31 protein-coding genes, 1 tRNA gene and 1 riboswitch are annotated in these 25,722 nt (G+C 63.0%); of the genes, 14 read left to right on the plus strand and 18 right to left on the minus strand.

Annotation, left to right across the window (positions count from 1 at the left end; genetic code table 11):
• Positions 1-2 precede the first annotated feature (2 nt).
• The 4 genes from AC1Q80_RS12285 to AC1Q80_RS12300 all read right to left on the minus strand — a co-directional run bounded on the left by AC1Q80_RS12285 (position 3) and on the right by AC1Q80_RS12300 (position 2,615).
• Positions 3-674, minus strand: a complete 672-nt coding sequence (locus AC1Q80_RS12285) for an amino acid ABC transporter permease (RefSeq protein ID WP_492360595.1) — start codon at positions 672-674, stop codon at positions 3-5.
• 83 nt (positions 675-757) lie between these two features.
• Positions 758-1,573, minus strand: coding sequence for a transporter substrate-binding domain-containing protein (locus tag AC1Q80_RS12290; protein ID WP_492360596.1), 816 nt, complete (start codon positions 1,571-1,573; stop codon positions 758-760).
• Between the two features lie 15 nt (positions 1,574-1,588).
• Complete coding sequence (locus tag AC1Q80_RS12295; RefSeq protein WP_173420717.1) at positions 1,589-1,888, minus strand: GYD domain-containing protein; 300 nt, start codon at positions 1,886-1,888, stop codon at positions 1,589-1,591.
• A 61-nt stretch (positions 1,889-1,949) separates the two neighbouring features.
• Entirely contained in the window at positions 1,950-2,615 is a 666-nt protein-coding gene (locus AC1Q80_RS12300; protein ID WP_492360597.1) for a cysteine hydrolase family protein, read from the minus strand.
• A 149-nt stretch (positions 2,616-2,764) separates the two neighbouring features.
• On the opposite strand from AC1Q80_RS12300, the gene AC1Q80_RS12305 reads away from it, so the two are divergent.
• Complete coding sequence (locus tag AC1Q80_RS12305) at positions 2,765-3,655, plus strand: LysR substrate-binding domain-containing protein (protein ID WP_492360598.1); 891 nt, start codon at positions 2,765-2,767, stop codon at positions 3,653-3,655.
• A 12-nt stretch (positions 3,656-3,667) separates the two neighbouring features.
• Here the strand turns inward: AC1Q80_RS12305 and AC1Q80_RS12310 are convergent, their stop codons facing one another.
• From AC1Q80_RS12310 to AC1Q80_RS12320, 3 genes are all read right to left on the minus strand, one after another.
• Entirely contained in the window at positions 3,668-5,359 is a 1,692-nt protein-coding gene (locus AC1Q80_RS12310; protein ID WP_492360599.1) for an alpha/beta hydrolase, read from the minus strand.
• A gap of 149 nt (positions 5,360-5,508) precedes the next feature.
• The gene (locus tag AC1Q80_RS12315) at positions 5,509-6,141 is read right to left on the minus strand and encodes a LysE family translocator (protein ID WP_492360600.1); all 633 of its coding nucleotides are present in this window, start codon (positions 6,139-6,141) and stop codon (positions 5,509-5,511) included.
• 166 nt (positions 6,142-6,307) lie between these two features.
• The gene (locus tag AC1Q80_RS12320) at positions 6,308-6,766 is read right to left on the minus strand and encodes an Lrp/AsnC family transcriptional regulator (protein ID WP_077499731.1); all 459 of its coding nucleotides are present in this window, start codon (positions 6,764-6,766) and stop codon (positions 6,308-6,310) included.
• Positions 6,767-6,890: 124 nt separating this feature from the next.
• On the opposite strand from AC1Q80_RS12320, the gene AC1Q80_RS12325 reads away from it, so the two are divergent.
• Positions 6,891-8,174, plus strand: coding sequence for a cystathionine gamma-synthase family protein (locus AC1Q80_RS12325; RefSeq protein WP_492360601.1), 1,284 nt, complete (start codon positions 6,891-6,893; stop codon positions 8,172-8,174).
• Between the two features lie 41 nt (positions 8,175-8,215).
• Here AC1Q80_RS12325 and AC1Q80_RS12330 read toward each other — a convergent pair whose 3' ends face one another.
• Both AC1Q80_RS12330 and AC1Q80_RS12335 read right to left on the minus strand, forming a co-directional pair.
• Positions 8,216-8,566: a VOC family protein gene (locus tag AC1Q80_RS12330; RefSeq protein WP_173420723.1), complete on the minus strand. Its 351-nt coding sequence runs from the start codon at positions 8,564-8,566 to the stop codon at positions 8,216-8,218.
• Between the two features lie 201 nt (positions 8,567-8,767).
• A complete protein-coding gene (locus AC1Q80_RS12335) occupies positions 8,768-9,715 on the minus strand; it encodes a LysR family transcriptional regulator (protein ID WP_492360602.1) in 948 nt (315 codons plus the stop codon).
• A 90-nt stretch (positions 9,716-9,805) separates the two neighbouring features.
• Here AC1Q80_RS12335 and AC1Q80_RS12340 point away from each other — a divergent pair, with 90 nt between their 5' ends.
• Positions 9,806-10,192 (plus strand): hypothetical protein, encoded by a 387-nt coding sequence (locus tag AC1Q80_RS12340; RefSeq protein ID WP_492360603.1) that lies wholly within the window; start codon positions 9,806-9,808, stop codon positions 10,190-10,192.
• 9 nt (positions 10,193-10,201) lie between these two features.
• On the opposite strand, the gene AC1Q80_RS12345 is transcribed toward AC1Q80_RS12340, so the two are convergent.
• The gene (locus AC1Q80_RS12345; RefSeq protein WP_492360604.1) at positions 10,202-10,783 is read right to left on the minus strand and encodes a TetR/AcrR family transcriptional regulator; all 582 of its coding nucleotides are present in this window, start codon (positions 10,781-10,783) and stop codon (positions 10,202-10,204) included.
• Between the two features lie 82 nt (positions 10,784-10,865).
• Between AC1Q80_RS12345 and AC1Q80_RS12350 the strand changes: the two genes are divergently transcribed.
• The 4 genes from AC1Q80_RS12350 to AC1Q80_RS12365 all read left to right on the plus strand — a co-directional run bounded on the left by AC1Q80_RS12350 (position 10,866) and on the right by AC1Q80_RS12365 (position 13,572).
• Positions 10,866-11,681: a crotonase/enoyl-CoA hydratase family protein gene (locus tag AC1Q80_RS12350; protein WP_209790626.1), complete on the plus strand. Its 816-nt coding sequence runs from the start codon at positions 10,866-10,868 to the stop codon at positions 11,679-11,681.
• A gap of 50 nt (positions 11,682-11,731) precedes the next feature.
• Entirely contained in the window at positions 11,732-12,106 is a 375-nt protein-coding gene (locus tag AC1Q80_RS12355; RefSeq protein ID WP_173420728.1) for an ArsR/SmtB family transcription factor, read from the plus strand.
• Positions 12,103-12,663: an SRPBCC family protein gene (locus AC1Q80_RS12360; RefSeq protein ID WP_492360605.1), complete on the plus strand. Its 561-nt coding sequence runs from the start codon at positions 12,103-12,105 to the stop codon at positions 12,661-12,663. The genes AC1Q80_RS12355 and AC1Q80_RS12360 overlap by 4 nt, the downstream gene beginning before the upstream one ends.
• 111 nt (positions 12,664-12,774) lie before the next feature.
• Positions 12,775-13,572, plus strand: coding sequence for an SDR family NAD(P)-dependent oxidoreductase (locus tag AC1Q80_RS12365; RefSeq protein ID WP_173420730.1), 798 nt, complete (start codon positions 12,775-12,777; stop codon positions 13,570-13,572).
• A 47-nt stretch (positions 13,573-13,619) separates the two neighbouring features.
• Here the strand turns inward: AC1Q80_RS12365 and AC1Q80_RS12370 are convergent, their stop codons facing one another.
• The gene (locus tag AC1Q80_RS12370) at positions 13,620-14,099 is read right to left on the minus strand and encodes an anthrone oxygenase family protein (RefSeq protein WP_492360606.1); all 480 of its coding nucleotides are present in this window, start codon (positions 14,097-14,099) and stop codon (positions 13,620-13,622) included.
• Positions 14,096-14,926, minus strand: a complete 831-nt coding sequence (locus AC1Q80_RS12375) for an NAD(P)H-binding protein (protein ID WP_173420732.1) — start codon at positions 14,924-14,926, stop codon at positions 14,096-14,098. The genes AC1Q80_RS12370 and AC1Q80_RS12375 overlap by 4 nt, the downstream gene beginning before the upstream one ends.
• A gap of 103 nt (positions 14,927-15,029) precedes the next feature.
• On the opposite strand from AC1Q80_RS12375, the gene AC1Q80_RS12380 reads away from it, so the two are divergent.
• The 3 genes from AC1Q80_RS12380 to AC1Q80_RS12390 all read left to right on the plus strand — a co-directional run bounded on the left by AC1Q80_RS12380 (position 15,030) and on the right by AC1Q80_RS12390 (position 17,203).
• The gene (locus tag AC1Q80_RS12380; protein ID WP_492360607.1) at positions 15,030-15,722 is read left to right on the plus strand and encodes a TetR/AcrR family transcriptional regulator; all 693 of its coding nucleotides are present in this window, start codon (positions 15,030-15,032) and stop codon (positions 15,720-15,722) included.
• Positions 15,722-15,991: riboswitch (cobalamin riboswitch) on the plus strand. Its footprint overlaps the gene before it by 1 nt.
• Before the next feature lie 43 nt (positions 15,992-16,034).
• The gene (locus AC1Q80_RS12385) at positions 16,035-16,211 is read left to right on the plus strand and encodes a CbtB domain-containing protein (protein WP_025427862.1); all 177 of its coding nucleotides are present in this window, start codon (positions 16,035-16,037) and stop codon (positions 16,209-16,211) included.
• Positions 16,212-16,408: 197 nt separating this feature from the next.
• Complete coding sequence (locus AC1Q80_RS12390) at positions 16,409-17,203, plus strand: CbtA family protein (protein WP_492360608.1); 795 nt, start codon at positions 16,409-16,411, stop codon at positions 17,201-17,203.
• A gap of 69 nt (positions 17,204-17,272) precedes the next feature.
• On the opposite strand, the gene AC1Q80_RS12395 is transcribed toward AC1Q80_RS12390, so the two are convergent.
• On the minus strand, positions 17,273-18,145 hold the full coding sequence (locus AC1Q80_RS12395) for a (2Fe-2S)-binding protein (protein WP_492360609.1): 873 nt from the start codon (positions 18,143-18,145) through the stop codon (positions 17,273-17,275).
• Positions 18,142-19,452 carry a glucoamylase family protein gene (locus AC1Q80_RS12400; RefSeq protein ID WP_492360610.1) on the minus strand — a complete coding sequence of 437 codons (1,311 nt, stop codon included), beginning with the start codon at positions 19,450-19,452 and terminating at the stop codon, positions 18,142-18,144. The genes AC1Q80_RS12395 and AC1Q80_RS12400 overlap by 4 nt, the downstream gene beginning before the upstream one ends.
• Positions 19,453-19,612: 160 nt before the next feature.
• On the opposite strand from AC1Q80_RS12400, the gene AC1Q80_RS12405 reads away from it, so the two are divergent.
• The 3 genes from AC1Q80_RS12405 (at position 19,613) to AC1Q80_RS12415 (ending at position 21,775) form a co-directional block, all read left to right on the plus strand.
• Positions 19,613-20,407, plus strand: a complete 795-nt coding sequence (locus AC1Q80_RS12405) for a DUF1194 domain-containing protein (protein WP_173420736.1) — start codon at positions 19,613-19,615, stop codon at positions 20,405-20,407.
• Between the two features lie 92 nt (positions 20,408-20,499).
• Positions 20,500-21,210, plus strand: coding sequence for a GntR family transcriptional regulator (locus AC1Q80_RS12410; RefSeq protein WP_492360611.1), 711 nt, complete (start codon positions 20,500-20,502; stop codon positions 21,208-21,210).
• A gap of 325 nt (positions 21,211-21,535) precedes the next feature.
• A complete protein-coding gene (locus tag AC1Q80_RS12415) occupies positions 21,536-21,775 on the plus strand; it encodes a DUF982 domain-containing protein (protein ID WP_077500014.1) in 240 nt (79 codons plus the stop codon).
• A 60-nt stretch (positions 21,776-21,835) separates the two neighbouring features.
• On the opposite strand, the gene AC1Q80_RS12420 is transcribed toward AC1Q80_RS12415, so the two are convergent.
• The 4 genes from AC1Q80_RS12420 to AC1Q80_RS12435 all read right to left on the minus strand — a co-directional run bounded on the left by AC1Q80_RS12420 (position 21,836) and on the right by AC1Q80_RS12435 (position 24,770).
• Positions 21,836-22,858, minus strand: a complete 1,023-nt coding sequence (locus AC1Q80_RS12420) for a glycoside hydrolase family 26 protein (protein WP_492360612.1) — start codon at positions 22,856-22,858, stop codon at positions 21,836-21,838.
• A gap of 183 nt (positions 22,859-23,041) precedes the next feature.
• A complete protein-coding gene (locus tag AC1Q80_RS12425) occupies positions 23,042-23,389 on the minus strand; it encodes a hypothetical protein (protein WP_492360613.1) in 348 nt (115 codons plus the stop codon).
• Positions 23,390-24,166: 777 nt separating this feature from the next.
• Positions 24,167-24,493: an ATPase inhibitor subunit zeta gene (locus AC1Q80_RS12430; protein ID WP_209790615.1), complete on the minus strand. Its 327-nt coding sequence runs from the start codon at positions 24,491-24,493 to the stop codon at positions 24,167-24,169.
• A gap of 201 nt (positions 24,494-24,694) precedes the next feature.
• Positions 24,695-24,770: transfer RNA gene (locus tag AC1Q80_RS12435), tRNA-Ile, on the minus strand.
• Between the two features lie 159 nt (positions 24,771-24,929).
• On the opposite strand from AC1Q80_RS12435, the gene AC1Q80_RS12440 reads away from it, so the two are divergent.
• Positions 24,930-25,679 carry an SIMPL domain-containing protein gene (locus AC1Q80_RS12440; protein WP_492360614.1) on the plus strand — a complete coding sequence of 250 codons (750 nt, stop codon included), beginning with the start codon at positions 24,930-24,932 and terminating at the stop codon, positions 25,677-25,679.
• The last annotated feature ends 43 nt before the right edge of the window (positions 25,680-25,722 follow it).

The following is a 25,722-nucleotide window of genomic DNA, read 5'->3' on the forward strand; positions in this document are numbered from 1 at the left end:
AGCTAGGCCATGCGGCGCTGGATCAAGCGCTGCAGGACCATCAGGATGGAGACGATCGCCAGATAATAGACGAGCGCTGCCGAATACCATTCGACGAAGCGGAAGCTTGAGGCGATCGCGTCGTTGACGACGGCCATGATCTCTCGCATCGAGATGACGTAGGCAAGCGAGGTCAGCTTGATCAGGTTGATGAACTCGTTGACGAGCACCGGCATGACGATGCGCAGGGCCTGCGGCAGCACGACGAGGAAGAAGGTCTGCAGCCGGTTGAGCCCGAGCGCGCGTGCCGCGTCGGTCTGCCCCTGGCCGATCGCAGAAAGCGCGCCGCGCATTGCTTCCGCCATATAGGCGGTGGTGACCAGCGTGAAGGCGATGAAGGCGGCGGCAAAGGGCGTGTACCAGGGCGCCCGCGTCAGGCCGGGAAAGAGCTGCGGCGCACCGTTCCAGACGATCAGCAGCACGAGGATCAGCGGGGCCGAGCGAAACAGCCAGACATAGATCTGGGCCGATGTGCGCCGAACCGCCGCCATCGAGTTGAGCGCGACGGCGAGCGGCAGGCAGAGGAGGAACGAGGCGGCCTGAACCAGGATGGAGAGCAGAATCGCGATCGCCGCCCCCTGCAGCATGACCGGCATGGTCAGGGCATCGAAAAACAGTTTGGTGTCGAAGTTCATGCCCTGCCCGCTTCCTTGGATTAAGTTAGCGCGGGATGCGGGCGGCAAACCGCGCACACTTTTCCTCATCCCGCTCTCAAGCATCAACGATCGTAATCGACGTCGAACAGCGCCGGGTCGAGGCCATATTTCTTGGCGATGCCGCTGAAGAAGCCCTGTTCCTTCAAAGTCTTCAGCCCCGCCTTGACCGCGGCAGCATCGCTGCCTTCGCGCCTGGAGTAGATGCCGTAGGTGAAATCCGACGCCCAGGTATAGGGGAGCTGCAGCGCCCCGTCGGAGCGCGAGGCGCGATAGGCGCCCTCGGCCTCTTCGGTCATCGTCGCATCGACGCGGCCGACGAGCACCTGCTGGTAGGCCGCCTGTTGGGTCGGATATTCCTGCACCTCGACCGGCGGCTGGCCCTTGGCAGCGAGCGCCTTGTTCAGGGGCTCGATCCGCTCCTGCTTGTAGTAGGCGCCGGCTTCGAGCGCGATCACCTTGCCGCTCAGATCCTCCGGCACCTTGATGGTGTCGGTGCCGGCCTTGGTCACCATTGCGGTCGCCGATTTCATGTAGGATACGCCGTCGTAAGTCTCGCGGCGCTTGGCGTTGATGTAGATGCCGCTGATGATCACGTCGCAGCGCCCGGCGCCGAGCGTCGGCAACAGCCCGGCAAACTCCGTGACCGTATAGCCGACCTTGGCGTTCCAGAGGCCGGCAAGCGCCTCGACGATCTCGATATCGATGCCGGTCGGCTGCGCATCCGCCGGGCTTTCCTTGAAGGTGAGCGGCGGAAAGGCGGCGGTGGTGCACACGCCGATGTCGCCATCTGCGGCAAAGGCTGGTATTTCCGCATGGGCAAGCCCCGCCGACAGCAGAATGGTCCCGAGAAGGGTTGCATGCGATGCCAGTCTGATCATCTGTCTTCCCCTCGATTAGGTTGGTGAAACTCGCCCGACGATGTCGCCATAGGCCTGGCTGTCGAAGGCGGGAAGGATAAGCGGGTCGACGAACCCGTCGCGCCGCGCCGTCAGCACGTATTGCATCATCGACGCATTGTCGGGCATCTCGAAAACCTGGACGAAGTCGTAGGTTCCGAGCGTGGCGTAGAAGGCGACCGAGCGGCCGCCGAGCGCAGAAACGCGGTCTTCGCTGACCTTGCGCCGCGCGCCGCTGTCGGCAAGTTCGGCCAGTCCCTTGGCCGTCAGTCTCATCAGCGAGATATATCTTTGCATGGGGCATCATTCCGTTGAAACGGTTGGCAGAGCGCTTTGAAATGGGAGTGTGCTGTCGGCGTTAGCCGCTGGCTTTGGCCAGACCGGCGATGACGGCGTCGCTGGTCGAAACCGTGCCGAAAATGCCGTTCTCGATCGAGATCATGTTGATCGCCGCCTCATGCGCCCATTGCTCGCCACTGGCGCAGCAATCCGAGATCGTCAGGCACTGGAAATTGCGATCGCAGGCTTCGCGCAGCGTCGTGTGGACGCAGACATCGGTGGTGCAGCCGGTAAAGAGCATATGGGTGATGCCCCGCGCCCGCAGCACATGCTCGAGATCCGTATAGGTGAACGAGCTGTTGCAGGTCTTGTCGATGATGACGTCGGTGTCGGCGACATCGAGTTCCGGCAGCAGCTGGAAGCCGGGGCTCGAGCGCAGCAGCACCTGCGTGTTCTCGAGGCCCGAACGCTTTCGCCGCCATATTTCGTAAGGCGTCATGTCGGCGAGGTCGGCACGGTAGCCCTGCCGTGTATGGATGATCAGGCAGCCGGCCTTACGCGCCGCCGATATCACCCCGTTGACCGCCGGCACGATGGCGGCGAGCGGCGCGGGATCGTAGCCCATCGAAGCGAAGTATCCATCGGGCGAACAGAAGTCGATCTGAAGGTCGATCACCATCAGCGCGGTCTGTGACGGAACCAGCTTGCCGTCATAAGGAAAATCAAATGGTTGCGCTGCAATCATGGTGTAACTCCCTCTCTCCGACCCGATTCATAGGAGCAAAAATCGATTGGGAATAGCGATTTTTTATGCTTGATATTGTCTAGTTTGGCTAAACAATTATCGATGATGCAAACGCGTCGATCGACTGCAAATCACGGCTTGGAGCTCAAATGAAAGCGCTGCATTTCCTGCCCTATCTCAGGGTCTTCGAAACCGTTGCCCGGATCGGATCGGTGCGCCAGGCAGCAGATGAACTCGGCCTCAGCCCCGGAGCCGTATCGCTGCAACTGCGCCGGCTTTCTGAAACGACGGGCCTGACGCTTCTGGAAAAATCGGGGCGCAATATCCGCCTGACCGCAGCCGGGCGTGATTTTGCCCAAACCGTTTCCCACGCCATCGGCAATCTCGCCATCGCCGTTGAAAACAATGCGGAACGTCAGCTCGCAAACCACCAGACGAAGCTGACGGTCGCCTTGCCCCCGGCCCTGGCAATCGCCTGGATGGCGAGCCTGCTGGTGCAATTCGCCGATGCGCGCGGGGTCAGTGATCTCGCCATGCGCAGCTGTATCCGCGCAAGCGACGTGCAATGGGATGATGTCGACCTGGCCGTGGTCTACGACAATCCGCCCTTCAACGGGTTGTGGTGGCAGGTGGTCAGCGACGTGAAGCTCAGGACCATTTGCTCGCCGCTTCTTTTCCCGCGGCTGGAAGGGTCACACCGCGACCGGAAGCTGCGCGACGTCACCTTGCTGCATGAGGACGACGGCCGGGAATGGACGCGCTGGTCGGCCGCCGCGCGCATATCGCTTGAAGGCAGCCGCAGCGTCCGGGTGCCTTCAGTCGCCGTCGCGGTGGCGTCCGCCCTACAGGGACAGGGCATGGCTCTCGTCTCGGATGTCCTGACCCGTTCCTATCTGCAGGAGGGCCGGCTGATCCAGCCGTTTCCGACGGCGATACCGGCATCGGCAGGCTACTACCTTCTCTGCCCGACGGAGAAGGCCGAGGCGCCGCTGATCCAGGCGCTTGCCCATCAGATCGCCGCCCATCTGCGCGGTGACTGACATGGCCGGCGTTCAGTAGCGCCCCTTGAGCAGCGCCTTCAGCCGGGTCGCGTCATCAGTCGTCACCCCAGGCGGATCGACCACCTCCATCCACGCATCGATGTAATGTTCCGGCGCATAGACATGGCCGTAGCCGATCGGCGTCGTCGTACCCGTAGCCGCGTCGGCCAAAAGCTGGAACATCGTTACCACAGGGAACCATCTAAGGTCGGGCGAGACGTCATGGCCGCGCGGCGCCTTCATCCAGTCCGGCTCGCGATAGAAGGAAAGCGGATCGAAGAAGGTGATCGGGTCGCTGGCATATTGCAGGTAGACGATGCGGACATTACCCCATACCGCGCCGGGGATATCCAGCGCATTCTTCTGGCCGGTGAAGCGGATTACCGAACCGTCGCGATAGCGCGGCAGCCACTCCGGAGAGCCCGGATTTCGGGCCGCCGTCACCGAAAGCCAGGTCCGCGTCGGGAACGGCGTGCCGACCCAGAGAGCGCCCTGGAATGGGTCGCTGATGATGTCGAACAGGTCGACCGAGCCCTGCGAGTTCATCGAGCCGAGACTGAGGCCGTAGAGGTAGAGGCGCGGACGTTTGTCCTTGGGCAGCGTCGTCCAGTAGCCGTAGACGGCGTCGAACAAGGCATTGGCAGTCTCGCCGCCATATTCCGGCTCGACCAGAAGCGACAACCAGCTAGCCAGATAAGAATACTGCACCGCGACACTCGCGACGTCGCCCTTCAAGAGATACTCGACAGAATCGATGCCCGGCGGATCGACCCAGCCGGTGCCTGTCGGCACGACGATCATCAGGTTGGACCGCTCGAACCCGCCGACACGCTTCAGTTCTTCGAGCGCCAGCTTGGCCCGTTCCTTCGCCGTCTCGGCCGAATTGAGCCCGGCATAGACGCGCAAGGGCTCCTTCACCTCACCACTGAAGACGGCGCCGATATCCCCGGCGCTCGGCCCCGAGGCGATGAACTGGCGTCCCTGCCGGCCGAGTTCGTCCCAGGTCATCAGCGACGCGCCGCTGCCCGTCTTCAGCGGGTCGCTCGGCGGCGCCACATCAGGGTCGATCAGCGCATCGAGCCTCCGGAAGGAGCTGTCGGCCGCATGCAGAGCGAAGCGGAAGATCACCCCGTCGGTCGCCGACCAGAAGAGAGCGATGGCCGCGGCAATGGCCGTGACCTTTGCCAGCGGCCGCGTCAGCACATACTCGAAGCGCTCGGCAAGAAAGCGGAATGTCAGCCGGAACAGGCGTGCCAGCAACACGATGAGGATGAAGACGACAGCGGCGATGAGGCCAAGCTTGAACGGCTCGGCGCTCTCGACGGGATCGAGCCCCATGAGGCTGCGCACGGTATTCTGCCATTCCGCCGCCCGCCAAAGAAAGGTCAGCGCAAAAATTGCGCAGCCGAGGGCCGCCGCAATCTTGAGGAACAGGCCAGTCTTCGGCCGTACGTCCGGCAGTTCGAGATAGGACCAGAGCCAGCGCAGGAACACGCCGATGGCATAGCCGGCAGACAGCGAAAGGCCTGAGATCAACGCCTGAATGACATAGGGCCGCGGGATCAGGCTCGGCGTCAGAGACGCGGCGAAGAACAGCACTGCGACGATGAGCCCCGTCGTCGACAACGACGCCCAAAGCCCGGACACGAAACGTGGAACGGGCCACCTCGTCCTGCGCAGGCCTATCTCTTCAAGGTGATCCACCGGCAGGCTCCTTGTTGTCAGTCGTTCGTCAAGAGCGCCATTCGGGTTGACGCGGTGCCCGATTGATAGTCGCCAGCCGCAGCAGCGACCACCTCGCGTCGGCAGTGTCACCGCCACCGACGCCATCCCCTACACGCGGCATGCGCGGATCAGCTTTTCTGGAAGGCCAGGTGCACGCCGAGCCCGACGAGCACGCCGCCGCCGGCGCGCTGCATCGCACGCTGCGCCATGCTCGAGCGCTTGAGCCTGGCCATCAGTACCCCCGCCAGAATGACACAGACGATATCGGCCGACGAAAACATCAGGTTGACGATCGTGCCGAGGATGACGAACTGCAGCCAGACCGGGAACGCCGCGGATGCATCGATGAACTGCGGCAGGAAGGCCACGAAAAAGATCGCCGTCTTCGGGTTGAGCACTTCGACGGTGATGCTTTCGAAGAAGGCGCGCCGGCCGGATTTCGCCCCGATGCCCGGCAAGTCGCCGGTCCCATTCGCCTTGGCGCGAAACAGCGAAATCCCGAGCCAGACGAGATAGGCGGCACCGGCAAACTTGACGATCATGTAGAGCACCGGCACCGCATGAAACAGCACCGACAGACCGGCGGCCGCAGCAAAGACATGCACATAGCCGCCGAGGTGAATGCCGAGTGTCGCCATCAAGCCGGACCAGCGGCCGCGCGCCATCGTCTGCGCCGCCGCATAAAGCATCGCAGGACCCGGGATATAGGCGAAAATTGCCGTGGTCACGACGAAGGCCAGAAGCAATTCCATGGACGGCATCGCAATGCTCCCAAAAGGTCATATGGTGTGCAATTTCCGGCAGTAGACAATGCCTGCGCGCGCTTGGCAAGGCGAGATCGATGCCCGCACGCACGCGGACCTTGCAGAGGCGAACCGAACAAGATCACTGTCGTCCTGGATGCAATTGCCTAAAGGCAATTGTCGCTCAGATCCGCCGCTCCTTGATCGTGTTCATCACGAAGCTTGTCTCGATCGAGGCCACGCATTTGAGCCGGGCGATCTTCTCCTTGATGAACCGTTCGTATTGTTCCAGCCCGGCGCTCATCACCTTCAGCACATAGTCGCGCGAGCCGGTGACGAGATGGCATTCAAGCACTTCGTCCCAACCACGGATCGCCTGCTCGAACATGACGATCTCGTCCTCGTGCTGGCGGCTGAGGCGGACTGTGGCGATCGCCGTCATCGTCCAACCCTCGACTGCCGGATCGATGAGCGCGGTATAGCCGCGGATGACGCCGGTTTCCTCCAGTCGCCGCAGCCGCCTGAGGCAGGGCGAAGCCGACAGGCCGACACGCTCGGCCAGGTCGTTGTTGGTGATGCGTGCGTCGGCCAGCAACTCCCTCAGGATTCTGCGGTCAGTCTCGTCGGCAATTTTCTGCGTCATATCTCTTCAATCCCGGCAATAGTTTGCGCAACTCAAGGGTATGTGATTGCAAATAGCAAGGATCGGTCCAAGCGTCTGATATAATTTGCCTGCCAGTCGCCCCGTTTCGCTTCAGGAGAAAGCCATGACCGCGCCGCACCCCTACAAGACCCATATCGGAAACCACAAGCTGCATCCCGAAACACTGATGCTGAACTATGGGTACGACCCTGAACTGTCTGAGGGGGCCGTCAAGCCGCCGGTGTTCCTGACTTCCACCTTCGTCTTCCGCACCGCCGAGGAAGGTCGTGATTTCTTCGATTTCGTCTCGGGCCGTCGCGAGCCGCCGGCGGGTGTGGGTGCCGGCCTCGTCTATTCGCGCTTCAACCATCCGAACAGCGAGATCGTCGAGGATCGCCTCGCCGTCTACGAGCGCACGGAAAGCTGCGCGCTGTTTTCCTCCGGCATGTCGGCGATCGCAACGACGCTGCTTGCCTTCGTGAAGCCCGGCGATGCGGTGCTGCACAGCCAGCCGCTTTACGGCGGCACCGAGACGCTGCTGGCGAAAACCTTCCTCAATCTCGGCGTTTCGGCCGTCGGTTTTGCCGATGGCGTCAACGAAGCGGCGGTGACGGAAGCTGCTGAAGCGGCGATGGCGAAAGGCCGTGTCTCGGTCATCCTGATCGAAACGCCCGCCAACCCGACCAACAGCCTCGTCGACGTCGCCATGATCCGCCGCGTCGCCGACGCCATCGGCGCCAAACAGGGCCACACGCCGGTCATCGCCTGCGACAACACCCTGCTCGGCCCGGTGTTCCAGCGACCGATCGAGCACGGCGCCGATATCTCGCTCTACTCGCTGACCAAATATGTCGGCGGTCACTCCGACCTGATCGCCGGCGCCGCCCTCGGGTCCAAGGCGGTCATGAAGCAGGTGAAGGCGCTGCGCGGCGCGATCGGCACGCAACTCGACCCGCATTCCTGCTGGATGCTCGGCCGCTCGCTCGAGACCCTGTCGGTGCGCATGCACAAGGCCAACGACAATGCCCTGGTGGTGGCGGAATTCCTGCGCGACCATCCCAAGGTCGAGCGCATCCACTACCTGCCGTTCCACGACGAAGCCTCGCCGCTCGGCAAGGCCTATGCGGCGCAGTGCACCGGCGCCGGCTCGACCTTCTCCTTCGACATCACAGGTGGCCAGGAGGCGGCCTTCCGGTTCCTCAACGCGCTGCAGATCTTCAAGCTCGCGGTCAGCCTCGGCGGCACGGAATCGCTGGCAAGCCATCCGGCGGCGATGACCCATTCCGGCGTGCCGATCGACGTTCGCCGCCGCATCGGCGTTCTCGACACGACGATCCGGCTTTCGATCGGCATCGAACATGCCGACGATCTGGTCGCCGACCTCGCGAACGCGCTGACGCTCGCCTGATCTGATAGGCTGGCCGCCGATCCCTTCGGCGACCGGCCTCCTCAATGGGACAGGATGTTGATCACATTGCCGAACGGATCGCGCATATAAAAGCGCCGCACGCCCCAAGGCTCGTCGGTAAGCTCGTAGACGACGTCCACGCCCTTCTTCCGTGCTTGCGCATAGACCGTATCGACATCGTCCACTTCGATCGACAACACCGGCACCGACGTGCCGTTTCCGCCCTCGCTCGCCACGCCCACCTGCGGCATCGCCGTTTGCCCTTTGGCGGCGAATGTCAGGATCCAGCCATGATCCATCACCAGCTCAAGCCCGAGCAGGTCGGCGTAGAAGGCGTGCGCGGCCTTGGGATCCGGCGCGTATAGATTGGAAACGATGCGTTTGACTGCCATGTCGCTCTCCCGGTTTTCGGGCGCAATCTGTATCGCGGCAACGCGTTTGCCTACTGCATAATTCCTTAAATCAGAATCGATTTAAGGAATTATGCAGCAATTTATAGTGCTACAGCGTCCTTAGCGCGCCATATTTGGCGCGCGGCGCTGTAGAGCGCCGTCACGTGCTGCAAAAGGATAGAGCGGCCTTTTCGCGTCCTGTCAGACGCCCGGTGCCGCCGGCGATCGCGGCAGCACCGTGCGGATCGCCGTTTCCACCAGGGCCTTGAAGCGAGCGATTTCCGGCCGCCGCTGTTGTTGGCGCGAGGCTTCCAGAAAGACCGTTCCCTCGGTGCCGTCGATCGCGAGCGGGCGGATGGCGAGCGCCGGGTGCAGCGCCGTCAGATGGCGGGCAAGCGACGACGGAACGGTGGCGACCAGCCGGCTGGCAATCAGCGCGTCGCCGATCCCCAGATGCGATGGCATGGTCAGCATGATCCGGCGCGAGCGCCCATCGCGCGCCAGCAGCCGGTCGAAGTGATTGTCCGACGCCGGCCAGGGCAGCGAATAGAGATGCGCGGCCGAGAGATAGTCGTCGACCGCCACCTCATCCGCGCCGGCAAGTGGGCAGAGCGGTCCGAACAGACAGACGAGCCGGTCGCATGCAACCGGTATCCGCTCGACGAGACTGCGGTCGTCCCGATCGCCACCGACCGAGATGACCGCATCGACCTCGCCCTGCGACAGCTCGGTGGCATAGGAGCGGCGCTCGAAGACGCGGATCTCCAGGCTATGGCCCGCATGGTCCTGAACCAGGCTCTGTATCAGCACCGGCAGGAGTTGCTGGCGCAGACCGTCCGGCACCACGAGCGTGAAACGCCGCGCCTGCGGCAATGCCTCCAGTGCGCCCGATGAAACCGCAAGGGTGATGCTGGCGATCATTTCGCTGAGCGGCACCGCGATCTCTTCCATGCGCGGCGACGGCACCATGCCGCTCGGCGTGCGCACGAACAGATCGTCGGCAAAGTCTTCCCGCATGCGACGGAGCCTGTGGCTGATCGAGGATGCCGTTACCCCCAGCCGGTCGGCTGCCCTGCCGACATGGCGCTCCAGCATCAGCGCATGCAGCACTTTCAGGTTGTTGAGGTCGATCCGACGCCAGTCGAGCATGCTGAATTCCATTCAATGCGAGATGAGGAGCAATCATTTTCCAGCGATCACGGGCTTTGCTAGAGCGCCTCCTTAACACAGGAGACCTGAATGCTTGACCTGAAGCGGATCGCCCGCAGCACTTTCCTGACGCTTCTGTTGCTGCCGACGCCATCGACCGCCGAAGATGGCGGCCCGCACCTGACGAGCTGCGAGGCGATCGCCCCTATGGTTGCCGGCTGGCAGAAGCAGCCACCGGAATGGCCGGATGTCGAGCTGACCGCCGAAGTTGTATCGCTGGAGGTCCAGGATCCGATCGCCGTCACCACGCTTTGCCCGAACACCAGGACCCGCGTCGTCTGCCTCGAATACAACAACAGCGCGCTGAAGCCGGGAGATCGGGTCGACGTCAGCGGACTGGTGTCCGGCACATTCGAAAACGGCGTCGTACTCGACCCCTGCGGCACCACCAAGGTCGAGGCCAACGGCAAACCCTGAAGCCGGAAATCAGCGGGCGGACATCGCCGCGCGGACCAGCATTGCCGCCGCCTTGCCGGCACTCTCCATGTAGCTTGCATCCCGATGCAGGAGGACGACGGCAAAACTGCCGTCGAGCAAAAGCAGCATGTGGCGCGCCAGTTCACCGGCATCATTGATGCCTGCCTCGGCAAACACCTGCGCCAGCCAGGCCTCGAAAGTCTTCTTGTGGGCGGCACCGATGCGGATCGCGGGATGGCCGGGCATATTGGCGAGCTCGGCCGAGGTGCGCAGGAAACCGCACCCTTTCCATTTGGGATGTCGCGCGGCCCGGGCGAGATTGACGAAGATCGCCTCGGCCTTTGCGGCCAGATCGCCGTCTGCCGCTTCGAACCATTTGCGAAAAAGCAAAAGGTTCGGCTGGTCGCGGCCTTCGAGATAGGCGGCGATCAGCTCGTCCTTGCTTTCGAAATGATAGTAGAGCGTGCGCTTCGTCACCCCTGCAGCCTCGGCCACCGCATCGACGCTGACGGCGCGGATACCCTGAGCATAGAAGAGCTTTGCTGCGGACGCGACGATCGTTTCCCGGGTCGATTTCTGAGCCTTCGCCATCACAATGTATACCGACTAGTTAATATACATGATATCCTCCCTCACCTAACCTCTCCGTGTCAACACTTGCCGGAGAGCAACCATGTCCAACACCGTGCTGATGCAGATTTCCGAAGGCATTGCCCAACTGACGCTGAACCGGGCAGAGAAACTCAATGCTCTGAACTACGAGCTGATAGACCGCCTACTGGCCCTGCTCGACACCATCGAGGTCAACGACAAGGTCGGCGCGGTGATCATCACCGGCGCGGGCGAGCGGGCCTTCTCCGCTGGCGGCGATATTCACGAATTTTCCGAAAGCGTGGCGAAGGGCGTGAACCCGGCGGTGCGCGATTTCGTTCGCCGGGGCCAGCGGCTGACCGCGCGGCTCGAGTCCTTCCCGAAGCCGGTCATCGCTGCCGTCAACGGCATCGCCTATGGCGGCGGCTGCGAGATCACCGAGGCGGTGCATCTGGCGATCGCCAGCGAGCGGGCACGCTTTGCCAAGCCCGAGATCAAACTCGGCATGCCCCCAACCTTCGGCGGCACGCAGCGCCTGCCGCGGCTTGCCGGCCGCAAACACGCACTCGAGCTGCTGCTGACGGGCGAGGATTTCTCGCCGGACCGCGCCCGGGACATGGGCCTCGTCAACCACGTCGTTGCCCATGAGGAACTGATGCCTGCCACCCGCGACCTTGCCAGACGCATCATGGGATATTCGCCGCTCGCCGTCCGCTCGATCATCACCGCCGTCACCCGCGGCCTCAACATGTCGATATCGGAAGGGCTGCTGGTGGAAAGCGAGCAGTTTGCCCAGATGGTGCCGACCGACGACCTCTCCGATGCGCTCGCCGCCTGGAAGGGACGGCATATCCATGATGATCCGCCGCGTGGCCGCTCCTTCTCGCGCTACTACTAAATTCAACCAAACGGTTGACAATAACTATCGCATCGGCAATATTCAACAACATGGTTGAATATAAGAACGATCGGCTCGACGCCGTATTCCATGCGCTCTCCGACCCCACGCGGCGAGCGATGCTTGAGGATCTGTCGGCGGGCGAACGGCTGGTGGGCGAGCTTGCCGCCCCCTTCTCCATTTCGCTTGCCGCCGCCTCGAAACACATCAAGGTGCTCGAGGGCGCCGGCCTCGTGCGGCGCGAGGTGCGCGGCCGCGCCCATGTCTGCCGGCTCGACGCCGAACCGATGCATGCCGGCATGGAGTGGATGCGCCATTACGAAGCCTTCTGGCGCCAGCGCATCGACGTGCTGGAAGCGCTGCTCCTGGCGGACGACGCGGCAAAGGGTGCGGATGCGCAGGCAACGACGGAGAAGAAGGGATGATTTCGTCAACCGGCAACGACGACGGATATGCCCGGATCGTCGCGCCGGATGCGGCGCGCATCGAGCGGCTGTTGCCGGGGCCGATCGAGCGCATCTGGGCCTATCTGACGGAGGAGGACAAGCGCCGCCTGTGGATGGCAGCCGGCACCATAGGGGCTGCAGCCGGGACGAAGGTCGAGCACATCTTCCGTCACGAGGAACTCGGCACGGATTGCGGCGAACCGCCTGCCAAATATGCGGCCCTTGCCGGCGAGAGCCGAATCCATGGCCGCATCATCGCCTGCGAACCGCCGCATCTGCTCGCCTATAGCTGGGGCGAAGGCACGCCGACGCCATCGCAGGTGCAGTTCGATCTGGAAATGAGGGGTGCCAACGTGCTGCTGGTCGTCACCCATTCGCGCATCGCGAAACAGGAGACGATGGCGAGCTTTGCCGCGGGCTGGCATACCCATCTCGACATTCTCGCCAATGTGGTTTCCGGCCGCACGTCGCGCGGCTTCTGGAACAAGCATACCCTGCTCGAACTGGAATATGCCCGGCGGCTGTCGCCGCCCTAGCACCCTTTAACCATCAGAAATTGCTGCGTGATTTTCCACCTGGGATCCCTGCCGACCCAGGGGCCTCATGCCGCACGTCCATTCAACGAGGCAGGATCAACGGAGTTTGACATGTTGCTTCAAAACAAGGTGGCCATCGTTTATGGCGGCAGCGGCGCGATCGGCGGCGCTGCGGCGTCTGCCTTTGCCCGCGAAGGTGCTGATGTCTTTCTGGTCGGACGGACAGCCGAAACCTTGAGCCGCACGACCGGGACAATTCGAGCGGCGGGCGGAAAGGCAGAGTTCGACGTTCTCGACGTGCTCGATCAGGCCGCCGTCGAGCAACATGCGCAATCGGTCGTCGATCGCGCCGGCCGGATCGACGTGGTGCTGACAGCAGTCGGCTTTGCCCATGTTCAGGGTCCGCCGCTTTCGGCGCTGACGCTGGAACAGTTCGAACGTCCGATCTCCGCTTACACCCGCGCCAATTTCATCACCGCCAAGACGGCCACAACGCATATGGAGAGAAGCGGCGGCGGCGTCATCCTGACGGTTTCGACGCCAGGCTCACGCCTGTCGGGCTCCGGCTTTCTTGGCTACGGCACCACCTGCGGCGCCATCGAGACCTTCTCGCGCATTCTGGCGGGCGAAGTCGGCAGCCACGGCATCCGCGTCATCTGCCTGCGCCCCGATGCCATTCCCGAGGCACTGCCGGTTTCACACGCACGTGCCGTCTTTCAAGGCTTTGCCGACCGCTTCGACACGACGGTGGAGGAGATGCTCGACGGTCGCGCGAAGACTGGGACATTGCTCGGGCGCTTCCCGAGGCTCGACGAAGTCGCCGACTATGCGGCCTTCGTCGCCTCGGACCGGGCGGGCGCCATGACAGGCGCAATCGCCAATCTCACCTGCGGTTCGCTCGTCGATTGACGGGAACGACCGGCGCACCCTCGTCAAGGTCCGCCGGTCGCCGCGTGTCAGGCGCGTGCAAATCCGAGGATGAACAGCGCCAGCGACCCGATCGAAGTCACCGTGCGCACATGGTTCCACCAGATCCAATCGGTCAGGTAGCGCTGCTGCCAGAATTCAGTGGCAGCCTGGCCGGGCGTGACAGCACCCAGCGCATCGTTCATCGGAACGTTGAAGATGATGGTGACGATCAGCACGCCGGCGACATAGACGATGCCGCCGGCAGCTAGGAGCAGGCTGCCATTGCCCCCCCAGACGAAGGCGGCAATCACCAGGGCAAGCGCAAGAAGCGCAGTGCCCATGAAGACGCTCAGAAACAGCGGGTTCTGGATCACCACGTTGATGGCGTTCATCGCCGCGATCCCCTGCTCGGCCGGCAGCCGTGATAGCGCCTGCATGATGCAGACCGAGAAGATGAAGAACAGCCCGGCCATCAGGCCGGAACCGATCGCGGCGGCAAACGCCAGAGCGGGGATGAGCGGGATCATGCGGCAATACTCCAGACACCGGTTGCAGCGGTCTCCCGGGCGTAAGTTGCAAAGTCGCGCGGCCGGCGCCCAAGCACGCGCTCGACATCGGACGTCACACTCGAATTGCGCCCATCGAGCACCGAGGTGAAGAGATAGCGGATCAATTCGACATAGTCATCCGGCACGCCGTCGGCCTTCAGCTGCGCGGCAAAATCGTCAACCGGAACGGACTGATAGCTGATCCGACGATTGGCAGCCGCAGCGATCTCGGCCACAGCGTCGGCAAAGGTCATGAGCCGCAGGCCGGTCAGCGAATAGACCTGGCCAACATGGCCTTCATCCAGAAGAGCGGCAACCGCAACGTCGGCGATGTCGTCACAGCTGATGAAGGGTTCGGTGACCTCATCCGTCGGCAGGAAGACGGACCCGCTCACGATGCCATCGGCGAGAAAACCTTCGCTGAAGTTCTCGAAGAACCAGCTGGCCCGGATGATCGTCCAGTCAGCGCCGGAGGCCTGAAGCGCACGCTCGGCGGCTTCCGCCTCATCCTCGCCGCGGCCCGACAAAAGCACCAGCTGCTTGATGCCTGCGTCGACGGCAAGGCGTGAAAACTTGGCGATGATCTCGACGGAGCCCGGCACCGCCAGGTCGGGCTGGAAGCAGACATAAATGCGATCGACATTTACAAGGGCCGGCGCCCAGGTCGCCTCGTCGGTCCAGTCGAAAGAAGGCGACGCCGAGCGCGCGCCGATGCGCACCGCAACGCCCCGCTCCTGAAGGCGGGCCGCGACCCGCCGCCCCGTCTTGCCGGTACCGCCCAGAACCAGTGTCAGTTTGTCCGTCATCGCTTCCTCCTGAGGTTGGCCTACTAACATGAGCATCTCTCACATTTGCAAATGTGATAAATCCTCGTATTTTAGGAGTCAAGTCAAAATGTGAGCATCACTCATGAATCAAGAGACAAGCCCAACCGCGGCTCCCCCCGACGACGAGACCGCGCTGCGCCGCACGCCGAGCCAGAAGCGCAGCCGAGAGCGTGTCGAGCAGATCCTCGCCTGCGCGACGGCACTCATCCAGGAGAAGGGCAGCGACGCCATGCGCATGAGCGAAGTCGCTGAAAAGGCTGGAATTTCGATCGGATCGCTCTACCAGTACTTTCCCGACAAGGCGGCGATCGTGCGCACGCTGGCCGAGCGCTACAATGCGGTGTGCAACGAGTGTATCGCGGCCGAGCTTGCCAAGGTGACGTCGCTCGCCGAGCTGCGTGAAGCCTTCGCCGTATTGTTCGACATCTATTACGATATGTTCCTGGCCGAGCCCGTCATGCGCGATATCTGGTCGGCGATGCAGGCCGACAAGGCGCTGCGCGAAATCGACCTCCAGCAAAGCCGTGCCGGTGGCCAGCTTCTCGCCGACGTCTGGGCGCGGTTTGCGCCCGGCACGCCGCGCGAGGCGATCGATAGCGCCGCCTTTTTGATCATGCATCTCGGCGATTGCACCATGCGGCTTGCGGTCTCGGTGGACCGGGCCGAGGGCGACCAGATCGTCGAGGCCTATAAACGCATGATCCTTCGGGATTTTGTCGCGGATGGGCCGGGCGGCGGCGCAAGTTTAATTGACATCTCCGGGGTGCGATCCTAATCATCATCAGATCGATTGGTTCCCGCAACGCGAACGCGTTTCGGGAGTAAACGGGAACGTGACGGATGGACCCATGCTGGGCATTCAAATCACGGCCGACCCCGCGACTGTAGAGCGACGTGAATGCGCCGTTCCGGAGCGATCCGGAAGAAGCCACTGGAGACGAGACCGCGAGAGGGCGGACCTTGGCTCTGGGAAGGCGAGGCAAATCCAGGGTGATCTCACCCGACGTCCTGAGCCAGGAAACCTGCCAGTCGATGCGGGCATAGGGCCCAAACCGGGAAATTTCCCGATGCCATCACGGAGGTTGTCATGGCTACGTCTACAGTTTCGAGCATTCCGCTCTCCCTCAGCGATCGTCTGACCGCGGGTATCATCGCGCTTCTCATCGGCGGCTTCCTCGTCTTCGGCGCGGGCCTGGCGAATTCGGCCGTGCTGCACGACACCGCGCACGACACCCGCCACTCCTACGGCTTCCCCTGCCACTAAGCGATGCGGAGGGACGCGACATGCGTTCCGCGTCGACATAGCTGCGGACAAAAACGCTTCCGGCAAACAGCCGGACGCGTTTGCTTGCGTCTGATGCAGACCAAAGATCTGCCGGCCGGAGCCGTTCGCAGGATTGCCAATGGGACACGGCGCTGCCTGCAAGGCGCATGGCGCGCCGATATCGAGGGATATCGAAAATGATTGTCAGAACGCTTCTGGCCGCGATCGTGGCTGGATTGATTGCCGGTGTCTTCATGACCGGCGCCCAGGAACTGCGCGTCGTACCGCTGATCCTGCACGCGGAAGAATTCGAAGGCGCGGCACCGGCAGCCGGTGAACAGCCCGCCGCCCAGCCGGGAACGGCCGATCCGGCCGCCGCAAACCACGAGCAGCATTCGTCGCTGAAGGCGGTTTCGCCGATTGGCGCCCTGCTCGACGCGCTGTCGCCGATCACGCCCGCCTACGCCCACGAGGGCGAACACGAGGAAGGTGGCATCATGTTCGGCATGAGCCGCTTCTCCGGCACGCTGATCGCCAATCTGGTGACCGGCTCCGGCTTTGCGCTGCTGCTGGCCGGCGTCAGCCTCGTCATCGGCTATCCGATCACGCTCAGGAACGGCGCGCTCTGGGGCGCCTGCGGCTGGCTTGCCGTACACATGCTGCCGGCCATCGGCCTGCCGCCGGAACTACCGGGCTTCCCGGCCGCCGAGCTCGGCGACCGCCAGGTCTGGTGGCTGGCAACGGTGGCGCTTTCCGCCGTCGGCCTTTATCTGCTGGTCCTGCGCGAAGAGATCGTTGCCAAGATCATCGGCCTCGTGCTGATCGCAGCACCCCACGTCTATGGCGCGCCGCAGCCGTCGGATATTTCCAGTAATGTTCCGGCCGTACTGGGCGCCGAGTTCGCCGTGGCGGCGCTCGCCACCACGCTCGCCTTCTGGATCGTGCTCGGCGTCGTCTCGGGCTTCATCAACGACCGTTTCGCCAAGGCGTAAGCCGCCCGGCCACCGTGACAAACGAGCCCCTGATATCGCCGATATCAGGGGCTCTGTCGTTTGAGATGATCAGCCCGTCTGCGATGCAAGCAGATGCGCCTGCAATCGTTCCCGACGCTCCTGCGGCGCCAGCAGCACGCAACTGTCGCAGAAGCTGCCGCCTTCGGTTCGATAATAGAGACAGCAGCCGCCGCGCAGGCGATAGACGCGCGACAGCGCTTGATCGCCGCTCCCCTCGTCGAACTTGGCCTTGATGGCCTCATAGCAGAGCTTGTCGGAATAGAGCGGCGTGCCTTCGCGCTTGACGATCGCCAGCGCCTTGGACATCGCATCCTCTTCGTCGCTGAGCGCGCGACCGATCTCCAGGAAACCACCCGCCAGCGAATCCGCTGCCAGCCGCCATTGCGCGCCGGACGAAAGACCCGTGCGACGCTTCAGCATGGCGATGACTGGCGCCACATGCACTGCGAAGGTTTCACCGAAAGCATCCGCGTCGCCTGGGGCATTATCGCCGACCGCAGGCATGCTTAGGCTGAAATGAAACCGTTTGGCCGCCACCAGGCGCTCACCATAGGCGCGCGAAAATTCTTCGAAGCGAAGGCGGCGAACCCCCGCCACGATGCCCGCACCGAGATAGAGGCTGCCAAGCGCGAGCGCCAGTTGGTTGCCGTAGAACGCGATCAGATGGGCGGCTCGGATCTTGTCGTCCATACCGACGGCGAAACAATCCTGATAGGCGAGCCCGGCTTCGAGCCCCGCACCATCCTCGGCCCAGAACTGCGCCGCGGAAAGACCGTCGTAACCGCCAGCATCGAGCGAAAAGCCGACTTCGGGAAAGTATGGCTGCAGGCGCGCGAGCAGGTCGAGAGCGCTCCGGCGTTGCGCCGCGTCCATGCCCTCTGCCGCCGGGTGATCGTCCTGCCGCTCGTGAGCGAAGCTCATGCCGTCTCCCTTGCCGCAAGCCAACCGCCGCGAAAATCCGCCTTCTGCAAGCCGCGCCGGATGGCCGGGACGCCGCGCGTCAGCTGCCAGACAAAACCGTTTCTGGCGTTCTCGATCATCATCACGACGAGCCCCTGGTCAAGCCCGACCACGCGGTCGTCGACCCACCCTTCAGGGCCTGCGCCGGACAGGCTTGGATTGAACCCGCCGGGAAAGCGGCCTTCGCACAGGAGGTCCGGATAGCGGTTTTCGAATGCGGCCAGCGCTGAGCGTGAAGCATCCGCGGCGAAGGGCAGACAGGCAACCGGCGCCCAGGGGACCAGCGTGCCGTCGTCGGGTCCACCGGGCGCACCGCGGGCGGCATAACCGAGCATCCGCTGCCAGCGCCCGTCGACAAGCCGCGGCCGCCCCTTCGGTCCGTCACCGGCGCTGAGGCCCCATCCAACCCGGTCATAGCCGGCGAAACCTCGGGGATTGTCGTCGGCATACTGGCGCTGCAGGTCGATCGCCCGGCAGGTGTTCTCAAAATAATCCGTCGCCTTGTCGCGCATCGGCGGATCGCGAAGACCGCGAAGGTCGATCCAGGCCTGCGGAAAGAGATGGATGAACAGCGGGCCGGCCTGCAGATGCGGCGCACCGTCGACCGTCGTCCAGTCGTAGGCGGCGGTGAAGGCGCGGTAATGCTCCGACCCGATTGCATGGTGCGGCGCGCCGAGCGCCAGCACGTAGAGCAGCAGCGCCTCGCTATAGCCCTGCCAGCGATATTTCAAAAACCGCCCCGGCGGCCGCCAGCCCATCGTCAATGTCTCGCCGCGGCCAAGCGCCCAGCGCCAGTCGACCCGGGCATAGAGTTTTTCCGACAGCGCCCGGATCTCCGTCTCCGTCGCATCCTCGTCGGTGAAATGGGCGGCAGCCGTCAGGACGCCGGCAATCAGCAGCGCGGTGTCGATGGTGGAAAGCTCTGACTGCCACACCCGCTCGCCGGTTTTCATGTGGAGAAAGTGATAGTAAAAGCCGCGATAGCCGCTGGCGAGCGTATCTCTCCCCTGCCGGCTTTGCGCCAGAAACCGCAGGGTCGTCAGCACCCGCCTGGCCGCGTCGCCGCGCCCGATCCAGCCGCGTTCGACGCCAACGGGGTAGCAGGAAAGCCCGAAACCGGTCGCAGCAACGCTCGAGGGCGCATCGGCAAGCGAGGTATCGGCGACAAGCCCCGTTTCGGTGTCGCTATAGCGCAGGAAATAATCGAAGGCGGCGGCTTGCAGCCTATCGACCTGAAAACATTCCGTATTCCGTGTCTGCTGAAGCATTTTACCGGCTCATTTGGATCCGCTGGCACAGTATCGTTCGGCTGTCACCTATGTCGATATCACCTTTTATTGAAGGCCGGCCAACCCCAGACAGTCGCCGACGGCCAATCCTGTGCTACATTTCGTCAGATAACGCGGCTCGCAATGACGGGTTGAAGCTATGTTGAGCATGCTGGCGTTGATCCTTTCCCTGACGGGCAGCCCGACCCAATCGGGCGCTGCGCCGACCGATGTCGACGTGGAACTGGTGCTGGCCGTCGACATGTCGGGCTCGATGGACCTGGACGAAGCACGGGTCCAGCGCTCCGGCTATGTGCAGGCGCTGCGCCATGCGGAATTCCTCAATGCGGTGAAGAGCGGACGTTATGGCCGCATCGCCCTTGGCTATTTCGAATGGGCCGGCACGGTCAACGAATCCTCCGTCGTCGCCTGGCGGGTGATTTCCAACGCCGCAGAGGCCGACGCCTTTGCCGCGATGATCGAGGCGCGGCCGGTCGGCACACGCCGCGGCACCTCGATTTCAAACGCGATCAGCTACGGCACGGCGCTGATCGATTCCAACGCCTTTTCCGGCATGCGCCGGGTCATCGATGTCTCCGGCGACGGCCCCAACAACATCGGCCCACCGGTCACCCCTGCCCGCGATATCGCGATTGCCCGCGGTATCATCATCAATGGACTGGCGATCCTGATCAGGCCGTCGGTCTCGACCGGGCCGCTCGACCAGTATTATGCAGAATGCGTCGTCGGTGGACCCGGCTCCTTCGTGCTGCCGGTGCACGAGCCGGAAGATTTCGCCATCGCCATCCGCCAGAAGCTGATCCTGGAGGTGAGCGGCCTGCCGCCACCGCCGCGCGTGCGCCTCGTCGATGCCACGCCGGCGCCCGACTGCCTGATCGGCGAAAAGCTACGGCCCGGCTTCCTCGATCGGGTGTACCCCGAACTCGACAAGTAGCCGGCAGCGATCTACCACCATGCCAGATTGTCGTTTCCCTTCACCGCGCGCGACGATAAGATGCCGCACTCATTCGCGGATAGATCTCCTTCATGCCCCTGACCACCCATTCGGCACCTGCCGACGTCCCCACCGACACCAGCACCCGCCAGATCCACGACAAGCTGCGCGATGCGATCGTCGAACGACGGCTTGCGCCGGGAACCAAGCTGTCGGAAAGCGATGTCGGCGAGCTCTTCAATGTCAGCCGTACGCTGGTGCGCGCCGCCCTGCAGGCGCTGGCCTATGAAGGGCTGGTCACTGTCGAGAAAAATCGCGGCGCCTTCGTCGCCCATCCCTCTCCGGATGAAGCCCGCCAGATTTTTGCGACCCGCAGGCTGATCGAGCCAGGCCTCCTGCGCGCGGCTGCGGCCCGGATCGGTCCCGTCGAAATCAATGAACTGCGCCGCCTGCTCGCCACCGAACAGCACCTGACCGCGCAGCGCGGCCGCTCGGCCCGCCGCGCCGAGATCAAGGCGTCGGGCGACTTCCACCTGGCGCTCGCCGACCTCACCGGCAATACCATCCTCAGGCGCTTCATGGACGAACTGGTCGCCCGCTCCTCGCTCGTCATCGCGCTCTACGGACAATCGACCGTTTCGAGTTGCGGCCACAGCGAACACGACGACATCCTGACCGCGATCGAAACCGGTGACATCGAGACTGCCGCAGCGCTGATGATCCACCATATCGACCACATCGAGGCCGATCTCGACCTCAGGGAGCGCAAGCCGACCGACCTCAGGGCCGCGCTCGATCTCTGATGCCTGCCGCCCGAAGGGCACCGCGGTAGCGGTCCATCGACGCGCATCATGTGGCGCCGCTTGCGCACGACCTGCGTTGAGGCCGACCATCACCCCTCCCTCCCGCACCTCCATCAACCGAAAAATCTTTGGCGAAATCTGTCACGGCCAAAGTGTGGCCGCGTTCGTCCGAAAGCCTTGGCTTTGGGGACTTTCGGCAGCCGCGGCCGCATCGACCATGTCGGGTCGCCGTCCTCATGGTTAAAAAACTGCATTCGCCGAGGGAACCATCGGCGATCCCCGGCGTTGCCCTCCCGCTCAAAAGACTATGAATGAGGAATGCAAGATGAGCGAAAAAACCTTCGCAACGCCGATCCACCTGAAACTGTCGTCCAAGCGGCAGACCGTCGTCAGGACGGTCTGGGAGGCGCTTGAGCTGCTGCGGCAATGGCCGGGCAGACGTGGACGGGAATATCGTGCCGCCCTTCAGCGCTGCCTGGATGCGCTCGATGGGCTGACCAGCGTCAACAGGGCAAGCCGCTGCTTTACCGCAGCCGCCCGTGAGTCAGGCCTCCTGCTCGCCTGAGAAAAACTCCAGTTTTCCGAAGTTCACGCACCGGCTGGACCGCCGGTGCGTCCACCGCCGCTACTGCGTCGGCCTGGCGAGGGTTTCATCCCTGTCGGAAACAAGTGCGGCGAGTGACGCCTTGTCCAGCCGCCAATCCGGCGAACCATAGCCGAGCGGCCACTTGTAGGGTTCCTTGTCGTTGAAGAACACCACGGCGGTCAGCAGCGGGAACCGATCGCGATAGGTGTTGCGATCGAAGATCTCCGCATACCAGGCGCGCTTGTAGTCGGGCGAGCCGGAAACGCCGAGCTCTGCAACCATCACAGGTTTGCCGAAACTTTCGACCCGCCGATATTTTTCGCCAAGCGTCTCGCCGAAGCTGCGCTCGCGGCCCCAATAGTCCACATCCATCTTCTGCAGGCCCCAGACGGGAATGCCGATGGCATCGACCACATCGTCGCCCGGATAATAGCCGGTCAGGTTGCGATGGCCTTTGGGCGACCAGACGAAGCGCACGTCGGGCGCAAGCGTGCGGCAGCTTTCGACGAAGTAACGAAACGCCTTCCTGTATCCATCCGCATCGCGCCGTGCCCAGGGATAGCGCCCGTCAGGATCTTCCATCTCGTGGCCCCAGCGCATGTAGACCGGGGCAGCCACCGCACCGGCGCGCTTGCAGATATCGCGGATCTCGCGATCGAAGCGGCCGCGGCCGATATCGGCAAACAACCGCTCGCCACCTGCCCGCCAGTCGCTCGCATGGGTATAGGGCTCGACGGAGATCATCAGCGCCCGGCCTTGCGCCTCGGCAATGGCGATCTTGCGCTTCAGCATCGCCTTGTCGAGCGCCTGCCAGTAGACGAACACATGTTCGATCGTCAGCGCATCGCTGCTCGTCACCGCGTCATGCGGATCATAGACGCCGATCGCGACCGCGCCGCCGGATTTTCCCGCGGCCTTGCCGGCCGTACCGATAGAGGCCGTCGTCAGCACCCGGTCAACCGTGTCACCGAGATCGGCAGCCGCGGCATGCGCCGTCCCCAACGCCGGCGAAAGCGCCACGAGGCCGGCCAGCACCAGCGATCTGAACATCGCAATCGACACGATATGTCTCCGTCTGAGGATCTGGAGCGTTTCGCGGAACAGAGCGAAAAAGGCTCATCCCAAAAGATGCATGACTGCAAGGAACTGGAGTATTTCGTCGCTCAAAACCCCAAGCGGAAACACTCTAACGACACTATATGAAGACGAACCAATTCAAGCGCATCACCCAAAAGGGGAACGGCTTTACAGCGAACTTCTGAGGAAGCAGCGCGACGTATGGCCGAAGCCACTCGGCGAGCAGATGTAGGGCGCACGGCCGAGATAGGAGGTGACCCGCTTCCTTGCCGGCAGTGGCTCGACCATATCGTCATCCTGCGCAACCTTGATCAGCTTGCCCGCTTTCGGAACGGCACCCGGCGTGCCCGTCACGGCCTTCGGACCGGCAGACGCAAACAGGGGGCTTTCCGCCATGCCCGCCGACGAACAGCCAGATGAGACAAGCAGAAGACCGAGAAACGAGGCAGGTACGAGATACTTGAAACCTGAAACGGTGGTGCGGCGGAGACCGCCCAAGGCGGTTAGGCTTCGCATAAGCATCCTTTCGAACGAGCGGCCATCGCCGCCTGGCAATTTCCCTAGCGGGAATCGACCGTGAAGTTCAACCCTCACTTCTTATTATTGACAGCTAAAATTAAGAGTTTCTTTCTGAGCGCCGGCTTTTCGAACGCGAGGCCGCTGCCAGACCGCAGCCGCCCGCACCGGTCCCGACCCTGCCGACCGCGCTCCAGCGGCGTCGAGACCCACAACCACAACAAAGAGCCGCCACGAAATCATGAGGTTAGACAACCGATCCGCACGCACCAAAGACAAGGGGATAGCGCTATCGGCCGCACTCCCCCCACCTCATGGTGCATACCGAGGCATCCGCCATCGAAGCCGTGCGCGCCGACGCCCTGTCAAGCCGGAACAAACGTTCTCCTGCGGGATGCTCGATGCAGGCACTGGACGGCACACGCACCCGCTCCGACCAAAGTCCCCCTCATTTCTGGCCACCCGCCGTTTACACAGTGTTGACCTCTGTGACGCACCTTGGCTTCCAGGCGCAACATGTTTGAGCGTATGCGCCCACTCCAAAACTGCCCGCTTCTGGCGGGCATTTTTTTGGCATCGCAGAGCGCTAGGATCCGGCTGTTATACGATAGCGTGCTGGCTCTGCTGGTTCGCAGCCAGAGAAAGCTCAGGTCCCGGTATCGGCTACTCCTACGTCCAGCTTGGAACGCCGCCGCATTTTGCTCTATCGCCTGTTCACGTGGCGCATTGGCCGGCTGAAACTTCGCTTGTCGACGTGGGGCCTTGGTGTGCTTCCGTTCAGGATCCTTGCATGAGGTTACGCGCAATGTGCAGCAGCGCTGAATCGCTGCAGTCTGACCCCTTTGTTGGTTTTCCCGCCTCCAGCCAGCAGACGGTCATGACCGCCAGAATGTCCTCATCGGATTGGATCACTCCTGCCGCATCAAAGTCTCTTCGAATTATCGCAAGAATGTTGCTGCGTTCGACGTCCAGCGCCGCCATCGCAAGATCATCCGAGTAGGTCTTGGCATTCTCGCCGGCAAGGGCCAGTTTCTCCGCTGCCCAGAAACCGACCAGCTTGTTGCGACGTACAATTCGCATCATGTCCGCGCCCAGACCAGCCATCGAAATTCTCCATTGCTGCCTGATCGGACATCGTAGCAGAAACGACGAGGAAAGGGGTTGGGATTATCCGACGTTGGAAGAACACATCTTGCACCATATCGCGTAGCAAAAAAATCGCTGGAAAGTGTCCCTCGCCGGCGTGCATATCAAATGGGACACACGTAGCCAGAAAACTTAGCAAATTTAATACTCAGAGGGGATTGGTGGGCCCGGAGGGACTCGAACCCCCAACCAAGCGGTTATGAGCCGCCGGCTCTAACCATTGAGCTACAGGCCCACGCCGGATTTGGTCCGGGACTCAGCGAACCAATGGCAGTTCGTGATCGGCAATGGCTCTAGCCGAAAACCTTTTTGACGACAAGCCATTGCCGCAATGCCCACACAATCGATAAGCATGAAGTGAGCAGGGACAGAAACAACCGGAGAGACACGACCCATGACTTCCACACGCACTGCCCGCACGCTTTCCATCGCTGCCTTTGCCGCCGCCTTTGCGGGTATTGCCGCTGCCGGCGCGCACGCGCAGGATGCCGCCAGGGACCGCGAAGCGATCATCACGGTTGCCGGCGAAGGCCGCTCGTCGATCGCGCCCGACATGGCGATCCTGCAGCTGAGCGTCGTCAAGGACGCCAAGACCGCTCGTGAGGCGCTCGACGCCAACAACAAGACGATGGCCGAGGTTCTGACCGCCCTCAAGGCAAGCGGCATTGCCGACCGCGACCTGCAGACGAGCGGCTTCTCGATCAACCCGCAGTTCAACTTCCCGACCAACAATGACGGCGGCAACCGCCCGCCGGAGCTGATCGGCTACCAGGTGGCCAACGGCGTCAGCGTGCGCGTGCGCGACCTTACCAAGCTTGGCGAGATCATCGACAAGTCGGTCACGCTCGGCGTCAACCAGGGCGGCGGCATCCAGTTCACCAATGACAAGCCGGAAGGCGTGATCACCGAAGCGCGCAAGGCTGCTGTCGCCGATGCCATCGAGAAGGCCAAGGTCCTGGCGGAAGCTGCCGGCGTTTCGCTCGGCAATGTCGTCAACATCACCGAGCAGGGTTTCCGCCCGGAGCCGGTGCCGATGATGCGCGCCGGCATGGCCAAGGAATTTGCAGCCGACTCCGTGCCGATGGCAACGGGCGAAAACAGCTACAACGTCACGGTCAACGTTACCTTCGCGATCAAGCAGTAACGCCTGCCGCAAGAAGCCCGCACGCCAACAGCGCTGGCGGGCA

The sequence above is a fragment of the Ensifer sp. GW823-FHT05D09 genome, from assembly GCF_058795755.1.

Excerpts from the sequence above, each read along its gene's own strand:
- AC1Q80_RS12395 (WP_492360609.1), bottom strand. The coding sequence starts at position 18,145 with ATGAGCTTCGCTCACGAGCGGCAGGACGATCACCCGGCGGCAGAGGGC.
- AC1Q80_RS12440 (WP_492360614.1), top strand. The coding sequence starts at position 24,930 with ATGACTTCCACACGCACTGCCCGCACGCTTTCCATCGCTGCCTTTGCC.
- AC1Q80_RS12330 (WP_173420723.1), bottom strand. The coding sequence starts at position 8,566 with ATGGCAGTCAAACGCATCGTTTCCAATCTATACGCGCCGGATCCCAAG.
- AC1Q80_RS12295 (WP_173420717.1), bottom strand. The coding sequence starts at position 1,888 with ATGCAAAGATATATCTCGCTGATGAGACTGACGGCCAAGGGACTGGCC.
- AC1Q80_RS12425 (WP_492360613.1), bottom strand. The coding sequence starts at position 23,389 with ATGCGAAGCCTAACCGCCTTGGGCGGTCTCCGCCGCACCACCGTTTCA.
- AC1Q80_RS12325 (WP_492360601.1), top strand. The coding sequence starts at position 6,891 with ATGACCGCGCCGCACCCCTACAAGACCCATATCGGAAACCACAAGCTG.
- AC1Q80_RS12285 (WP_492360595.1), bottom strand. The coding sequence starts at position 674 with ATGAACTTCGACACCAAACTGTTTTTCGATGCCCTGACCATGCCGGTC.
- AC1Q80_RS12400 (WP_492360610.1), bottom strand. The coding sequence starts at position 19,452 with ATGCTTCAGCAGACACGGAATACGGAATGTTTTCAGGTCGATAGGCTG.
- AC1Q80_RS12290 (WP_492360596.1), bottom strand. The coding sequence starts at position 1,573 with ATGATCAGACTGGCATCGCATGCAACCCTTCTCGGGACCATTCTGCTG.
- AC1Q80_RS12415 (WP_077500014.1), top strand. The coding sequence starts at position 21,536 with ATGAGCGAAAAAACCTTCGCAACGCCGATCCACCTGAAACTGTCGTCC.
- AC1Q80_RS12430 (WP_209790615.1), bottom strand. The coding sequence starts at position 24,493 with ATGGCTGGTCTGGGCGCGGACATGATGCGAATTGTACGTCGCAACAAG.
- AC1Q80_RS12335 (WP_492360602.1), bottom strand. The coding sequence starts at position 9,715 with ATGCTCGACTGGCGTCGGATCGACCTCAACAACCTGAAAGTGCTGCAT.
- AC1Q80_RS12370 (WP_492360606.1), bottom strand. The coding sequence starts at position 14,099 with ATGATCCCGCTCATCCCCGCTCTGGCGTTTGCCGCCGCGATCGGTTCC.
- AC1Q80_RS12410 (WP_492360611.1), top strand. The coding sequence starts at position 20,500 with ATGCCCCTGACCACCCATTCGGCACCTGCCGACGTCCCCACCGACACC.
- AC1Q80_RS12365 (WP_173420730.1), top strand. The coding sequence starts at position 12,775 with ATGTTGCTTCAAAACAAGGTGGCCATCGTTTATGGCGGCAGCGGCGCG.
- AC1Q80_RS12405 (WP_173420736.1), top strand. The coding sequence starts at position 19,613 with ATGTTGAGCATGCTGGCGTTGATCCTTTCCCTGACGGGCAGCCCGACC.
- AC1Q80_RS12355 (WP_173420728.1), top strand. The coding sequence starts at position 11,732 with ATGGTTGAATATAAGAACGATCGGCTCGACGCCGTATTCCATGCGCTC.
- AC1Q80_RS12345 (WP_492360604.1), bottom strand. The coding sequence starts at position 10,783 with ATGGCGAAGGCTCAGAAATCGACCCGGGAAACGATCGTCGCGTCCGCA.
- AC1Q80_RS12305 (WP_492360598.1), top strand. The coding sequence starts at position 2,765 with ATGAAAGCGCTGCATTTCCTGCCCTATCTCAGGGTCTTCGAAACCGTT.
- AC1Q80_RS12300 (WP_492360597.1), bottom strand. The coding sequence starts at position 2,615 with ATGATTGCAGCGCAACCATTTGATTTTCCTTATGACGGCAAGCTGGTT.
- AC1Q80_RS12375 (WP_173420732.1), bottom strand. The coding sequence starts at position 14,926 with ATGACGGACAAACTGACACTGGTTCTGGGCGGTACCGGCAAGACGGGG.
- AC1Q80_RS12340 (WP_492360603.1), top strand. The coding sequence starts at position 9,806 with ATGCTTGACCTGAAGCGGATCGCCCGCAGCACTTTCCTGACGCTTCTG.
- AC1Q80_RS12350 (WP_209790626.1), top strand. The coding sequence starts at position 10,866 with ATGTCCAACACCGTGCTGATGCAGATTTCCGAAGGCATTGCCCAACTG.
- AC1Q80_RS12390 (WP_492360608.1), top strand. The coding sequence starts at position 16,409 with ATGATTGTCAGAACGCTTCTGGCCGCGATCGTGGCTGGATTGATTGCC.
- AC1Q80_RS12385 (WP_025427862.1), top strand. The coding sequence starts at position 16,035 with ATGGCTACGTCTACAGTTTCGAGCATTCCGCTCTCCCTCAGCGATCGT.
- AC1Q80_RS12315 (WP_492360600.1), bottom strand. The coding sequence starts at position 6,141 with ATGCCGTCCATGGAATTGCTTCTGGCCTTCGTCGTGACCACGGCAATT.
- AC1Q80_RS12380 (WP_492360607.1), top strand. The coding sequence starts at position 15,030 with ATGAATCAAGAGACAAGCCCAACCGCGGCTCCCCCCGACGACGAGACC.
- AC1Q80_RS12360 (WP_492360605.1), top strand. The coding sequence starts at position 12,103 with ATGATTTCGTCAACCGGCAACGACGACGGATATGCCCGGATCGTCGCG.
- AC1Q80_RS12320 (WP_077499731.1), bottom strand. The coding sequence starts at position 6,766 with ATGACGCAGAAAATTGCCGACGAGACTGACCGCAGAATCCTGAGGGAG.